14 protein-coding genes and 1 tRNA gene are annotated in these 13,360 nt (G+C 51.8%); 4 read left to right on the forward strand and 11 right to left on the reverse strand.

The genetic code is table 11. The annotated features are described in order from the left end of the window. Window positions 1–174 precede the first annotated feature (174 nt). Window positions 175–1,038: a hypothetical protein gene (locus AB8615_RS03430; RefSeq protein WP_409433541.1), complete on the forward strand. Its 864-nt coding sequence runs from the start codon at window positions 175–177 to the stop codon at window positions 1,036–1,038. Window positions 1,039–1,159: 121 nt separating this feature from the next. Here AB8615_RS03430 and nadA read toward each other — a convergent pair whose 3' ends face one another. The 11 genes from nadA to AB8615_RS03485 all read right to left on the reverse strand — a co-directional run bounded on the left by nadA (window position 1,160) and on the right by AB8615_RS03485 (window position 8,979). Further along, a complete protein-coding gene (gene nadA / locus AB8615_RS03435) occupies window positions 1,160–2,320 on the reverse strand; it encodes a quinolinate synthase NadA (RefSeq protein WP_409433542.1) in 1,161 nt (386 codons plus the stop codon). Window positions 2,321–2,386: 66 nt separating this feature from the next. Next, window positions 2,387–2,674, reverse strand: coding sequence for a hypothetical protein (locus AB8615_RS03440; RefSeq protein ID WP_409433543.1), 288 nt, complete (start codon window positions 2,672–2,674; stop codon window positions 2,387–2,389). 1 nt (window position 2,675) lies between these two features. Continuing rightward, window positions 2,676–3,299 (reverse strand): HD family hydrolase, encoded by a 624-nt coding sequence (locus tag AB8615_RS03445; RefSeq protein ID WP_409433544.1) that lies wholly within the window; start codon window positions 3,297–3,299, stop codon window positions 2,676–2,678. Window positions 3,300–3,326: 27 nt separating this feature from the next. Next, the gene (locus AB8615_RS03450; RefSeq protein ID WP_409433545.1) at window positions 3,327–3,716 is read right to left on the reverse strand and encodes a SnoaL-like domain-containing protein; all 390 of its coding nucleotides are present in this window, start codon (window positions 3,714–3,716) and stop codon (window positions 3,327–3,329) included. Window positions 3,717–3,778: 62 nt separating this feature from the next. Then, the gene (locus AB8615_RS03455; RefSeq protein ID WP_409433546.1) at window positions 3,779–3,991 is read right to left on the reverse strand and encodes a hypothetical protein; all 213 of its coding nucleotides are present in this window, start codon (window positions 3,989–3,991) and stop codon (window positions 3,779–3,781) included. 3 nt (window positions 3,992–3,994) lie between these two features. Beyond that, window positions 3,995–5,140, reverse strand: coding sequence for a beta-ketoacyl-ACP synthase III (locus tag AB8615_RS03460; protein ID WP_409433547.1), 1,146 nt, complete (start codon window positions 5,138–5,140; stop codon window positions 3,995–3,997). Window positions 5,141–5,203: 63 nt separating this feature from the next. Further along, window positions 5,204–5,830, reverse strand: a complete 627-nt coding sequence (locus AB8615_RS03465; RefSeq protein WP_409433548.1) for a DNA-3-methyladenine glycosylase I — start codon at window positions 5,828–5,830, stop codon at window positions 5,204–5,206. After that, the gene (locus AB8615_RS03470; RefSeq protein WP_409433549.1) at window positions 5,821–6,276 is read right to left on the reverse strand and encodes a GNAT family N-acetyltransferase; all 456 of its coding nucleotides are present in this window, start codon (window positions 6,274–6,276) and stop codon (window positions 5,821–5,823) included. Before AB8615_RS03470 ends, AB8615_RS03465 begins: the two co-directional genes overlap by 10 nt. Further along, window positions 6,260–7,030 (reverse strand): YgfZ/GcvT domain-containing protein, encoded by a 771-nt coding sequence (locus AB8615_RS03475; protein ID WP_409433550.1) that lies wholly within the window; start codon window positions 7,028–7,030, stop codon window positions 6,260–6,262. Before AB8615_RS03475 ends, AB8615_RS03470 begins: the two co-directional genes overlap by 17 nt. Window positions 7,031–7,177: 147 nt before the next feature. Continuing rightward, the gene (gene glnA / locus AB8615_RS03480; RefSeq protein ID WP_409433551.1) at window positions 7,178–8,596 is read right to left on the reverse strand and encodes a type I glutamate--ammonia ligase; all 1,419 of its coding nucleotides are present in this window, start codon (window positions 8,594–8,596) and stop codon (window positions 7,178–7,180) included. Window positions 8,597–8,640: 44 nt separating this feature from the next. Further along, on the reverse strand, window positions 8,641–8,979 hold the full coding sequence (locus AB8615_RS03485) for a P-II family nitrogen regulator (RefSeq protein ID WP_409433552.1): 339 nt from the start codon (window positions 8,977–8,979) through the stop codon (window positions 8,641–8,643). Between the two features lie 428 nt (window positions 8,980–9,407). Between AB8615_RS03485 and AB8615_RS03490 the strand changes: the two genes are divergently transcribed. From AB8615_RS03490 to AB8615_RS03500, 3 genes are all read left to right on the forward strand, one after another. After that, the gene (locus tag AB8615_RS03490) at window positions 9,408–11,702 is read left to right on the forward strand and encodes an NADP-dependent malic enzyme (RefSeq protein ID WP_409433553.1); all 2,295 of its coding nucleotides are present in this window, start codon (window positions 9,408–9,410) and stop codon (window positions 11,700–11,702) included. After that, entirely contained in the window at window positions 11,702–13,162 is a 1,461-nt protein-coding gene (locus tag AB8615_RS03495) for an MATE family efflux transporter (RefSeq protein ID WP_409433554.1), read from the forward strand. The genes AB8615_RS03490 and AB8615_RS03495 overlap by 1 nt, the downstream gene beginning before the upstream one ends. Window positions 13,163–13,231: 69 nt before the next feature. Further along, window positions 13,232–13,316, forward strand: a tRNA-Leu gene (locus tag AB8615_RS03500). Window positions 13,317–13,360: the final 44 nt, after the last annotated feature.

Consider the following 13,360-nt stretch of genomic DNA (forward strand, 5'->3'; position numbering starts at 1 on the left):
GATTGCTAGCATAAAGGGTAAGCGACTCGTTTTTTGGCGTATTTTGAGGTGATTAGCTGTATATTCTCGAAAACCACTCTAGATTGCTCTTGATCATTTCGAATAAATTAATCTACGCTAATACTGAAGAGAGGCGTAATGGCGCAACTCATATGACATTGGGAGGGTCATGTTATGGTTTCCACATTAAGAGCATCTAAAATCTATAAAGCGGCAGCTATCGCAGTTTTCGGCTGCATTGCCACAGGCAGCACAGCGATCGCAGCGGATTATCCGATTAATGTCCGCCAATGTCCATCTATCAAAGCCTCTATAGGCATCGCCGCGCCAGATGCCAGTGTATGGGGAACGATGAAAAGCAATGACCCAAGCGTTGTCTTGCAGTCAATGGTGTCTAAGTCTAACTGTTTTAACGTCGCCTCAGCAGGTAGCGCCGCCTACACCCTTAGATACGGCGCTTTGACGCCTGAAGAGTTTGCAGCAGGCGAATCCAACTTCTCAGGTCGATCTGTTTTAGAGCCTGTGACGTCAAACGCTGGCGGTATTCCACAAGCGGGCGGCATCCCGCAATCAGGCGGCGGTATTCCACAAAGTGGCGGAAGCGACGGCGGTGGATTTAGCCTGGGTAGCGTAGACAATGCACTCGGAACTGCGCAAGGCGTTCAAAACAGTGCTAGAAACGCAGAATATTACGCCAAGAATGTTGGCAATGGCTACAATGACATTGGCGATGTGCGCGGCGGACTTCGCAGCGTAGACGGCGCAATGAATGCGCTCAGCAGCCTCGGAGGTCTTGGTGGATCAAAGGCGCCAAAAGATCGTTACGCCTATGTTGAGGTTGTGAACGCGTCAGGCCAAGTCGTTGCGCGCGGTTTCGGTCAAAACAATCGGGCCGATCTCAGCTTCGGTGCTTTTGATGGATCAAAGTCTTTTGCCAAGAACAAAAAATCTCGCCGTATGGGGGGAGCGCTCTATAATGCGTTCAACGATGCACAAAATGACATCATGTCACCAAGTTTTGGTACACCCGTTCGTTAGAACTGACACAACTTACAAGAAATCCCGCTGCAGATTGACCTGTTGGCGGGATTTTTTTGGGACTAAGGCGGCTGTTTTTGTGGCTTTGTGCGTATTCTGTCTTCGACAAAATATGCAGGGATCAGATCACCTTTACATCGACTTCGGGCAGGCTTGGATCAAAGTGGCCTTTGACGGGATCAAATTTGACATTGATCATATCCATCACCGCTTTATGGGCGCGGACGCGCATCTCTTCGGGGACCAGCACTTCATTGGTCTCGTCACGCAGACACTCATAGATGTTCTCAAGCGTGATGCGCTTCATATGCGGGCAAAGATTGCACGGACGCACGAAATCCACAGTCGGATTTTCCATCGCGACATTGTCAGACATTGAACACTCTGTCAGCAGGATCACATTCTTCGGCTTATTATCCGACACATAGTCAGACATAGCTTTGGTAGAGCCCGTGAAATCAGATTCAGCCACGACTTCGGGCGGACACTCTGGATGGGCCAGCACAGTCACACCAGGGTGAGCGGCGCGCATATCCTTAATATCTTGAGCGGAGAAACGCGCGTGAACCTCGCAGCGGCCATGCCAGGCGATAACTTCGATCTTGGTCTGCTTCGCTACGTTTTTGGCAAGGAATTCATCTGGCAGCATGATGACTTTGTCGACGCCCCACTCCGCGCAAATATGCTCGACAATCGCCACAGCATTGGATGAGGTGCAGCAAATATCGCTCTCGGCTTTCACGTCGGCCGATGTGTTGACATAGGTCACAACCGGGATGCCAGGATAGCGCTGCTTGATCAATTTTATGTCCTCGCCCGTGATTGAACTTGCGAGAGAACAGCCTGCGCGCATAGACGGGATGAAAACGCGCTTATCAGGGCAGAGGATTTTGGACGTTTCGGCCATGAAATGCACGCCGCCCTGAATGATAATATCCGCATCCGTTTTTGTCGCTTCAATCGCAAGTCCGAGGCTGTCGCCCGTATAATCGCCTATCAAGCCAAAAATATCAGGCGTCATATAGTTATGCGCCAAGATAACTGCCTTTTTCTCTTTTTTCAGCGTGTTGATCGCGTGGACAAGCGGCGCATAAGCGGGCCATTCAAATTTGGGAATGAAGTCTGCGACTTCCGCGTAGAGGTGATCCGTTGCGGCTTTAACCTCGTCTGTGTAGGGCAGCTCTTCCGCTGGGACATCTGGCACAGCGCACACGCCGTTCTCAACCTCAAGGGTTTGACCAATCCAACGGCCATTTTCCCAGTTGATGAGTTCCTTACCCATGCGCATGCTCCTCCAAAAACTACTCAAACTTTATATAGGAAGGCTCGGCATAAAGTGCCAATTATTTTAGCCAAAAATAAAGACGATAATGAACATAGCGAGGAGCGAGCCAAGCCCAAGGCCGATCCCGAAATTCGCTGCGCCTAGACCTTTCAGCGTTTCGCGACCGAGCAGTCGTGCGACAATTCCCAAGACGACCGCAGCACAGCCCGCAATAAGCGCCCAAAGCTGAAAGGCAATAATCGCCATCCCCGCAGAGCCGCTGACCGTGGCGGCGGCATATAGCATCATAGCGACAGCGATGAAGGCGAGGACGGCAAAGGCGGCCGAAATCCATGCAAATAAAGTGCTCATCTCATTCTCCCGATTGTTGGCGCAGACTGTCATTCAATTCTGTGAAACGGTCAAGGAAGAGTTTTTCGGCCTCGCGGACGGAAAGGGGCGATAGCACAAGATCAAGTGTCTCAGGCGGTGTCAGGAAAAACTGATCAGCTTCGACCGGGTCAAACCCTGCAATTTGCGTGGCTTCAAACCATGCACAATAGAGATCACATTGCTTGATCTTTTTCTTCAACCTCGCTGGCATTTTGGGCGGCAGGCCGTAGCGCAAATGCACAGCCGTTTCGATCCGTGTTTCAAAGTCCTTATAGTCCAGACCTAGCGCATTTTTAAACGGGCTGATCATATCGCCGATAACGTATTCCGCCGCGTCGTGGAGCAGGGCGGTGAGCCGCTCGGCTGTCGTCGCGGCGGGATTGAGAGTTACAAATAGTTGCTCGACAATCACGCTATGCTCGGCGACAGAAAATGCGTGGTCTCCCGAAGTCTGCCCGTTCCACCGCGCCACGCGCGCGAGGCCGCGGGCTATATCCTCGATCTCAATATCAAAAGGCGAAGGATCGAGCAGATCAAGACGCCGCCCCGAGAGCATACGTTGCCACGCACGGGGTGCAGACTTTGGAGATTTGAACCGAGACATTGCGTTCGATTAGCACGCCGACTTTGGCTAGCCTAGCGGATAAGCAAACTCTTCGCGGTGGATATGTCCGTCTTCATTGACGTAATATGTCGCAACTTCCCGCATTTGAGTGCGCTCGCCAGATTGTTTATCCGTGATGTCCATGTCGTAAATAACAGAGAACCGATCATTGCCGTGCGCGAAAGGCCCTTCTGCGCTGGAGGCGTGGACCTCGTTCGCGCTCTCCCACCAATCATGTTTGGCTAGGATCGCATCGACACCTGTGACTTCATTAGAAGATTGTCCTGGCATAGCAATCGCTTCAGCGGAAACGCAGTCCTTTGCATACATTTGCTGCACACATTCTCGGCTTTGATTGTTGTTATTCATATCGACGAGTTGCTGGCCGATTTGCATTAATTTATCTGGGGTAGGCATAGCTAGGTCTCCTTCTGTGCAGTCTTTGCATAGCAGATTTTGGCCGAGATTTTAAGCCTGAATTAAAGCGCCCAGCCTTTACCCATGTCTTTGAAGATAAAGTAAGCTCCGATGATTAGCAGTGTTGCGATAATCATAAAGCCAATCAAAATGGCGCGGAAGACAGGTTTTTTGCGAGCCAGACGAAATAGTCCGTAGATAATTGCAAGAAGAGCAGCGCACTGAATAATTGCGCCAATGATTTGCAAAGCTTCAAAATTAGCTGAGGTTTCCAAAAACTAAGCGACTTTGCGCACAAAGATTGCGCCTGCGGAATACCCTGCGCCGAAAGAGCAAATCAGGCCAGTATCACCAGTGTCGAAATCGTCTGAATGTTTGTGAAATGCGATGATGGAACCAGCCGAGGAAGTATTGGCATATTCGTCCAAGACGACTGGGGCTTGCTCAATATCGACATCTTTGCCGAGGACTTTCTTGGCAATCAGAACATTCATATTCAGGTTCGCTTGGTGCAGCCACATGCGCTTGAGATCATTGGGGTCAATACCGTGTTCGGCACATTCCGAATTAATTAACTTCGCCACAAGCGGCACGACTTCCTTGAAGACTGAGCGGCCGTTTTGGACGAATAATTTATCGGTTAAGCCGCGCCGCCCGCGCTCGCCGTGCAGTCCGTCATCTTCTGGCGCGGTGTGATTGAGGAAGCCGAAATTGTTGCGGATATTATTGGAAAACTGCGTGACGAGTTTAGCGCCGATAATCTCCCAATGAGAGGCGGGTGCCATATCTTCGCGCTCGACCAAAATAGCGGTAGCCACATCGCCGAATATGAAATGCGCATCGCGATCTTTGAAATTTAGATGTGCTGTGCAGATTTCAGGGTTTACAACCAAAACAGATCTCGCGGAGCCGCCCATGATCAAACCGCGTGCTGTCTCAATTCCGAAAGTGGCAGAGGAGCAGGCGACATTCATATCAAACGCGAACCCGCTTGTGCCGAGAATGTCTTGCATCTCAACTGCAATCGCGGGGTAGCCGCGCTGCAAATTCGAACAGGCTACGATGACGGCGTCGACATCTTCGGCCTTGCGTCCCGCGTTTTCGAGCGCTTGCACAGCGGCTTTCGCAGCAATTTCCGCAAGGATGGACGGCTCACTATCTGGACGCGCAGGAATATGCGGCGCCATGACATTCGGGTCGAGTATAGGGGCTTTGGAAATGACAAATCGAGATTTGATGCCCGATGCTTTTTCGATAAATTCGGCGTTGGAATAGGTCAAAGCGTCCTTGGTGCCAGCCGCGATTTCGTCTGCGTTCTCGCTGTTCCACTTATCGACATAGGCATTAAAGCCTTCGACAAGTTCTGCGTTAGAAATGCTGTCCTTGGGTGTCCAAAGACCAGTAGAGCTGATGACGGCTTTCACGAATGTTCCCCTCGCGTTGATCAAGAACACCCCTCATAGCGAGGCGGGCGAGTTTCGGCTAGGCTAAATCTTGCGCGTATCGCGACACGCCGCATTGACGTGGCAATCGTTACTGTGGTCGTTGATCATACCAACGGCCTGCATAAATGCGTAGAGGATTACGGGGCCGACAAATTTGAAGCCACGCTTTTTCAGCTCTTTTGACAGCGCGATAGATTCGGGGCTTTCAACAGGCGCGTCTTTGAAATGCGTCCAGCTATTTTGGATCGGTGCTCCGCCAACAAAACTCCAGAGATAGTCAGAGAAATTTATCCCGTCCTCATCTCGCATTTTGACAAATATCTGCGCGTTCACAATGGCCGCATTAATTTTCAGTTTTGACCGAATAATTCCTGCATCTGACAATAATCGTGCACGATCCGCATCTGTGTATTGCGCGATAATATCGGGATCAAATCCATCATAGGCTTTGAGCAGATCATCACGTTTGCGCAAGATGGTGATCCACGCCAAGCCGGCCTGTTGTCCATCTTGGATTAACTTGGAAAACAGCGCTTTATCGTCATAAATGGGACGCCCCCATTCCAGGTCATGATAACTGCAATATAATTCGTCAGTTGGCGGCACCCACCCGCAGCGCGGCAGGTCTGGATCATGGACATACCCTTGCGGAATCTGCGTTACAGCCATTTTTCCATTCCAATATTACAGCGTGCATAAATGGGATGCGGTCCTTCGTGATTGATGGTCCAGCCATTGCGCGTGTATAGCCGCAGTGCAGCTGCGTTCTTGGTATTCGACAATAGGAACAAATAATCCAGCCCTAAATCCTCTTTGGAAAACCGTTCGATTTCTGTCATCAAACTTTGCGCGATACCTTTGCCTCTAAAGTTTGGATCGACCGCCATTTTCGTCAACTCGTAACGACCATCCTCATGCCGTTTGAGTGCGCATGCGCCCGCCACTTTGCCTTCAATATGTGCGGAGAAAACGTGATTGCCGTTCTGAATATAAATCTCTGGCTTTGCGACCATCAGCTTATCGCTTTCTTCCAAGTAATGCATGTCCTCAATCCACGCGGCATTGAGCGCGGCAAAGCGAGGGAGGGCCGTTGGATCGTTACGCCGAATTTCCATCGATAGACTCCATGATCTTGACGATGACGTCATTGATCGTCGGTTCTACGGCGGCGGCCTTCCATCGGTCAAGACGGATCAGACCCATGCCCATTTGCCCGTGGACTGATACAACATCGCCGACCACGCGTTCTGCGCAAAATATGCGATCACCCGCTTTCGCCGCGCCGTTTAATATAAGTCCGCGCATACGTTTTTTCACCGTCGTCATACGTTTCATGCGGCTGACAACTTCTTGACCAACAAAGCAGCCCTTGGAAAAATTGACGCCGTGCATCAGGTCCATATTGGCGTCAGCGGGAAAGGTCGTTTGGCTCTCAAAATCCCATGTGCTGTCGACCACGCCGAGAGACAGACGATGCGCATTGTAATCGCCGTCGCCGTCCAAGTAATCCTTGGCAATTAACCTCCGCCCCAATGACGCGTGACGCGGATCAACCAGCCCTTCATTCCCGTCGCCGTCCCACAGCGCGAAGACATTGAGGTCTGTTTCCTCAATTTCAATCGGCGCGCGCAGGCGATACATGCGAAGCCGCTTTTGTAGATCCGCTGCAAACTTGGTCGGCGTATCGAGCAGCAGTTCATCGCCATGCTTCGCCACAAAGAAGTCTGCGATGATCTTCCCTTGCGGGGTCAGAAGAGCCGCGAAGGTGAGGGGCGCGGAGAGATCATTCGTGATCAGGCCTTCCAGCCAAGCGACCACGCCGTCGCCTGATAAACGAATGACTGTGCGATCTAGTGAAGCAATGGGCATGTTAGTTTTATAGGGCGTTTCGTCTTAGCTCGCACGTCCTAATTGGCTCGCACATCCTAAATCGCACAAAAAACGCCCCGCCAAATAAATGACGGAGCGCGTATCTTCCTCCCCCGAAGATGTCGGGTGGCTAGCGAGTCATCTCGTCTAGCACTTATAATATAGATCGAATTCGACGGGATGCGGGTGCATCGCGACGCGGTGTACCTCTTCCATTTTCAAGTCGATATAGGCGTCGATTTGGTCATCGTCAAAGACACCGCCCGCTTTCAAGAAATCACGGTTTCCATCAAGGCTTTCGAGCGCTTCGCGAAGCGAGCCGCAAACTTGTGGAATGTCTTTGGCTTCTTCCGCTGACAATTCATACAAATCCTGGTCCATAGCGTCGCCTGGATCGATTTTGTTTTTGATCCCGTCAAGACCCGCCATTAGTAGGGCAGTATAAGTCAAATATGGATTACCCGCTGGATCAGGATAACGCACTTCTAGACGCTTACCATTGCGAGACGCTGTCCACGGAATACGGATCGATGCAGAGCGGTTACGGCTGGAATAGGCCAGCATAACGGGCGCTTCAAAGCCCGGCACCAAACGCTTGTAGGAGTTGGTCGAGGCGTTGGAGAATGCGTTGATCGCTTTGGAGTGTTTGATAATGCCGCCAATATAGTGGAGGCAAGATTTGGACAGTCCTGCATATTCATCACCCGCGAAAGTTGGCTTCCCGTCTTTCCAGATTGACATGTGAACGTGCATGCCTGTGCCATTATCATTCCACATCGGCTTAGGCATAAATGTTGCCGTTTTACCGTAGGCATGAGCCACATTGTGAACGATGTATTTATAGAGCTGCATATTGTCGCCCATTTTCAGGAGCGTATCGAACTGCATGCCAAGCTCGTGCTGCGCGGGCGCAACTTCGTGATGGTGTTTCTCTGGACGCAGGCCCAACTCTTCCATCACAGATAACATTTCGCCGCGCATGTCTTGTGCGCTATCCACTGGTGGGACTGGGAAGTATCCACCCTTTGGTCCTGGACGATGACCCATATTGCCGCCTTGATACTGCGTGCCAGTGTTGGCGGGCAGTTCGGAGCTATCAATCGAGTAACCTGTGACGTTCTGATCTGTATCCCAACGGACGTCGTCAAAGACGAAAAACTCAGCTTCAGGACCAAAGAAAACATCGTCACCCACTTTGGCAGAGCGCATGTAGTTTTCAGCCGCCTTAGCAGTGCCGCGCGGATCGCGGTTATAGGCTGATCCATCGTCTGGCTCGAGAATATCACAGAAAACGGCGAGCGTATCTTGCTGGAAAAACGGATCCATCTTGGCTGTTGAGGCATCTGGGAGCAGAACCATGTCTGACTCGTTGATGTCTTTCCAACCGCCGATAGACGAGCCGTCAAACATTGTGCCATCTTTAAAGAGGTCTTCGTCTACCAAGTCGCTGTGAAATGTGACGTGCTGCATTTTACCTTTCGGGTCAGTGAAGCGGAGATCGAGAAACTTAATATCCTCGTCTTTCATTTTTTTCAGTAGCGCATCTGTTGTTTTTTCTGATGACATTTTTCCCAATCCTTTCCCTAAATTGGTAGGTTTTATAGAGTTATTTAAAGTGCGGCGTCGCCAGATTCGCCTGTGCGAATACGGATAGCTTGCGACACGTCGGAAACGAAGATTTTACCGTCGCCAATTTTACCAGTTTTCGCAGCAGACTGAATGGCTTCCAAAGCGCCTTCGACCTGATCATCCGCAACAACCAGTTCGAGTTTGAGCTTTGGCAGGAAGTCGACGACATATTCCGCGCCGCGGTATAATTCTGTATGGCCCTTTTGACGACCGAAACCCTTGGCTTCAATAACGGTCATGCCTTGCAGGCCGACGGCTTGTAACGCCTCTTTGACTTCATCGAGTTTGAAGGGCTTAATAATGGCTTCGATTTTTTTCATAATGGGTCTCCGTCAAGATCGGTTGATCGCGATCATAATTGCATCCCTCTCTTGCAAGGCCACGGTCGCGGAGTCGATATTGCGAGCGTCAGAACGAAGGCTGAAACTATGACAACCTCGTATTTGCACATAAATGCGTCACTTGCACAGGGCGCTGCCTTAAATTTATGCGAATAATGCGCCCACCTACGTAGAACCTCGCCCAAAGACTCACGCAAGATTAGTTATTGCGCTCATCTTCGAAGGCGTTAAACACATGTGTCTTTGCGAGATTATGCCCTTTCGTGTTCGCGACCGCAGTTCACGAAAAATCTCAATTCGACGACAGCGGCTGACTGTCTTTAGCCACCCATATAGCGGCCCCGCGCCGTTCCAAATTAACGTCACACTGGCTGTTCGCGACTGCAGTTCACCCAGCGGAGATCGACATGAAAAAGCTTACACCTCGCCCGCCAAAACGGGCCTATATCACAGATCAGCAAGCCTTAGACTTTCATTCCAAGCCCACACCCGGCAAGCTGTCACTGCAACCCACAAAACCTATGGCAACGCAGCGCGATCTTTCACTCGCTTACTCGCCTGGGGTCGCCATTCCCGTAGAAGCCATCGCCGCCGATCCAGAGACGGTGTATGATTACACCTCCAAGGGAAATATGGTCGCCGTGATCTCCAACGGCACAGCGATTTTGGGACTTGGTAATTTAGGCGCCATGGCGTCAAAGCCCGTGATGGAAGGGAAGTCCGTTCTCTTTAAGCGCTTTGCCGATATTGATAGCTTTGACATTGAAGTCGAAGAAGAAGACGCAACGGCTTTCATTGAATGTGTCAAGCGTTTCGGCAACACATTTGGCGGTATCAACCTCGAAGACATCGGGTCACCTGAGTGTTTTATCATTGAGCAAGAGCTGCGTGATCTCCTCGATATTCCCGTGTTTCATGATGACCAACACGGCACAGCGATCATTGCGACAGCTGGCCTCATCAATGCGGCACACCTCACAGGGCGCAAATTTTCAGATATGAAAGTTGTGCTAAGCGGGGCAGGGGCCGCAGGTCTGTCTGTCTTAGGCCTCATCAAAAGCCTTGGCGTTAAAGACGAAAACGCGATTGTCCTCGACAGTCGCGGCGTCGTCTATCGCGGACGTCAGGAATATATGGATCAGTGGAAAGCCCCGCACGCTGTCGACACGAAACTCCGCACCCTCGAAGAAGCGATGGTCGGCGCTGACGTTTTCCTTGGCCTCTCTGTCGCGGGGATCGTCACGCAGGATATGATTAAATCCATGGCCAAGAATCCGATTGTATTTGCCATGGCCAATCCCGATCCCGAAATTTCGCCCGAACTCATCAAGGAAGCCCGCTCTGATGCCATTATCGCCACGGGTCGGTCAGATTACCCGAACCAAGTCAATAACGTCTTAGGCTTCCCTTATATTTTCCGAGGGGCGCTCGATGTGCGAGCCCGCAATGTGAATGAGGAAATGAAGCTGGCCTGCGCCCGCGCTCTGGCTGATCTCGCGCGTCAAGACGTGCCCGAAGAAGTCGCGGCCGCCTATCACGGCAACCGCCCGAAATACGGCCCAGACTACATCATTCCTGCGCCATTTGATCCGCGCCTGATCAGTGAAATCCCGCCCTATGTGGCCCAAGCCGCCATGGATACAGGCGTGGCCCGCAAACCCATTGAAGATATGGAGGCCTATAAGAAAAGCCTCGCGCGCCGCCAGGACCCTACGGCTGCGATCCTGCAAGGCATCACGGCCTCAGTCATCGATAACCCGAAAACGATCGTGTTTGCTGAGGGCGAAGAGCCTGCCGTGATCCGCGCCGCCCAAGCCTATCAACAGCGCGGCCTTGGCAAAGCCATTCTGATTGGGCGCGAAAAGCCGATCTATGATAACATGAAATTGCTTGGTATTGAGAAGCCAGAGAGCCTGACCGTACTGAATGCGCGCTTGTTTGACCGCAATGCCGAATTCACGGAATTTCTCTATTCTCGTCTGCAGCGAAAAGGCTTCCTGCGTCGCGATGCGCAGCGTCTTGTGAATAATGACCGGAACGTGTTTTCTGCGCTCTTACTGCATCACGGTCTCGCTGACGGCATGGTCAGTGGTGTCACGCGGAGCTATGATGTCGTGCTTCGCGATGTGCGCCTCGTGCTAGACCATCGCGCGAATGAGCGCACGATGGGTGTATCAGTTGTCGTCAATAAATCGCGCACGTTATTCATTGCCGATACGAACATTACTGAACTCCCAACTGCCGAAGACCTGGCCGATATTGCTGAGACGACAGCACATTTTGCAGAGCAATTCGGGTTTGAACCGCGCGTGGCGTTTCTATCCTACTCGACCTTCGGCAACCCTGTGGGCGAGCGTATGCAAAAAGTCCGAGAGGCCGTGCGCATCTTGGACGACCGTGAGGTCGAATTTGAATATGAGGGCGATATTGCCGCCGACGTCGCGCTCGATCCGATGCATTCTCTGACATATCCTTTCACGCGATTGACAGACTCTGCCAATGTCTTGGTCATGCCAGCGATCCACTCAGCGTCTATCTCAACGAAGCTGCTTGACAGTGTCGGCGGAGCGACCGTCTTGGGGCCGTTCCTGACAGGTTTGGAAAAGCCTGTGCAGATTTGTTCGCTCGGTGCGACAGCTTCGGAGATTGCGCAAATGGCGACCCTCGCCGCTTTCGCACCGTCTCACCGTGACGATGAATAGTGAGCGAATCCGACGACAATAAGTCGCTGGAAGAGACCCTCGCGGATGTCTTGCCAGACGCTATCGTTCCCCCGACGACGCAGGGCAAGGGTAAAGTCGATCTGACAGACGGCCCCATTCAGGGCCACGTCTTTCGCATGCTTGGCCCCTTTGCGATTGCTGTGATTTCGTTACTATCTGCGGGGATTATCGACACGATTTATCTAGGCAATTTGACGGGCGCGAACGGGGATACCAGCCTCGGCGTGATCGCATTAGCAGCTGTCGGTTTTGCTTACCCGCTGACGTTTCTCGGCAATTCTGCGAATATTGGTTTGGGCGCTGGCACGATGAGCGATGTCAGTCGCGCCATTGGTCGAGGTGATATGGAGCAAGCCGCTCGCCACGGCGCGGCTGCAATCTTGTTTGCGGTCGCTGTGATGAGCGTCTTGGTGACAGTCATGTGGTTGTCAGTGCCGTTCGCTTTGCCGCTTATGGGGGCAGAAGGGGACGTCTTAATCAAGGCCAAACAATATCTCGCCATCTCTCTGCCAGGCCTCGTTATCGTGTCTGTCGCCATGATTTCTAACAATATTTTGCGGGCAGGGGGCGAGGCTTTATTGCCGAGTTCGATCATGATTTTGGGCGCAGTCTTGAACATTATCATTGACCCGTTTCTGATTTTTGGCTGGGGACCTTTCCCTCGCATGGAAGTCGCAGGTGCGGCGCTGGCCACGGTGATAGGCAATACAATCGCGGCAATGTTTGGCTTTTATATCGTGCAATTCCGCCGCAAGGCCATCGACTTCATAGCGATGACAGTTCGCTCAATGCTGAATGCGTGGAAAGCAATCGGGAAGGTCGGTATTCCTGCCGCGCTGACCAATATTATTGTGCCCGTCGGCACCACGATTTCCGTCGGAATCATCGGCAATACACTGACCACCGAAGATGTGGCCGCGTTCACCTTAACCAGCCGCGCGGAGTTGATTTCCGTCGGTCTGCTCTACGCTTTATCCGCCTGTATTGGCGCGATTACAGGACAAAATGGCGGCGCGGGGAAGACGGAGCGCGTTCGGGATGCTTTCAAGACGTGCTATAAAATCTGCCTCGTCTGGAGCACGCTGATGGCGGTTATTCTTGCGATTTTTGCGAGGCCGATTGCGGATGTGTTTACCAATGATCCCGTTGTGCTGGAAAAAGCTGTCGCGTATTTCTGGATCGTCCCGATCACGATTGCGGGCTACGGATTTGTATTTGTCAGTGCGGCTGGGTTTAACGCGCTTGGACGACCTCTTTTTGGCTTAGTCTTTACGGTTATTCGGTCACTCGTTTTATATGCACCGCTCATTGGCTTGGGCGTTTATTTCGACGGCTTGCGCGGCGCATTTTTTGGCATCGCGGCTGCCAATGTCATTTCCGGTGCGATTGCATATTACGTCTCGATGAAGAAAGCGCCGATGACCGCCAAAGTGAGTTGACAAGCGCGGCGCAAGCCTTAGAACGCGCTCACCAATGCAGTTCCAACAGGAAATGTATGACATATCTGTGCGGGTGTGGCGGAATTGGTAGACGCGCTAGATTTAGGTTCTAGTATCGAGAGATGTGAAGGTTCAAGTCCTTTCACCCGTACCACGTTCTTGGCGCCGCCAAGAAAATTCCATCAAGTAGATAGAATT

The organism is Litorimonas sp. RW-G-Af-16, assembly GCF_048319245.1.
GTDB lineage: Bacteria > Pseudomonadota > Alphaproteobacteria > Caulobacterales > Maricaulaceae > Litorimonas.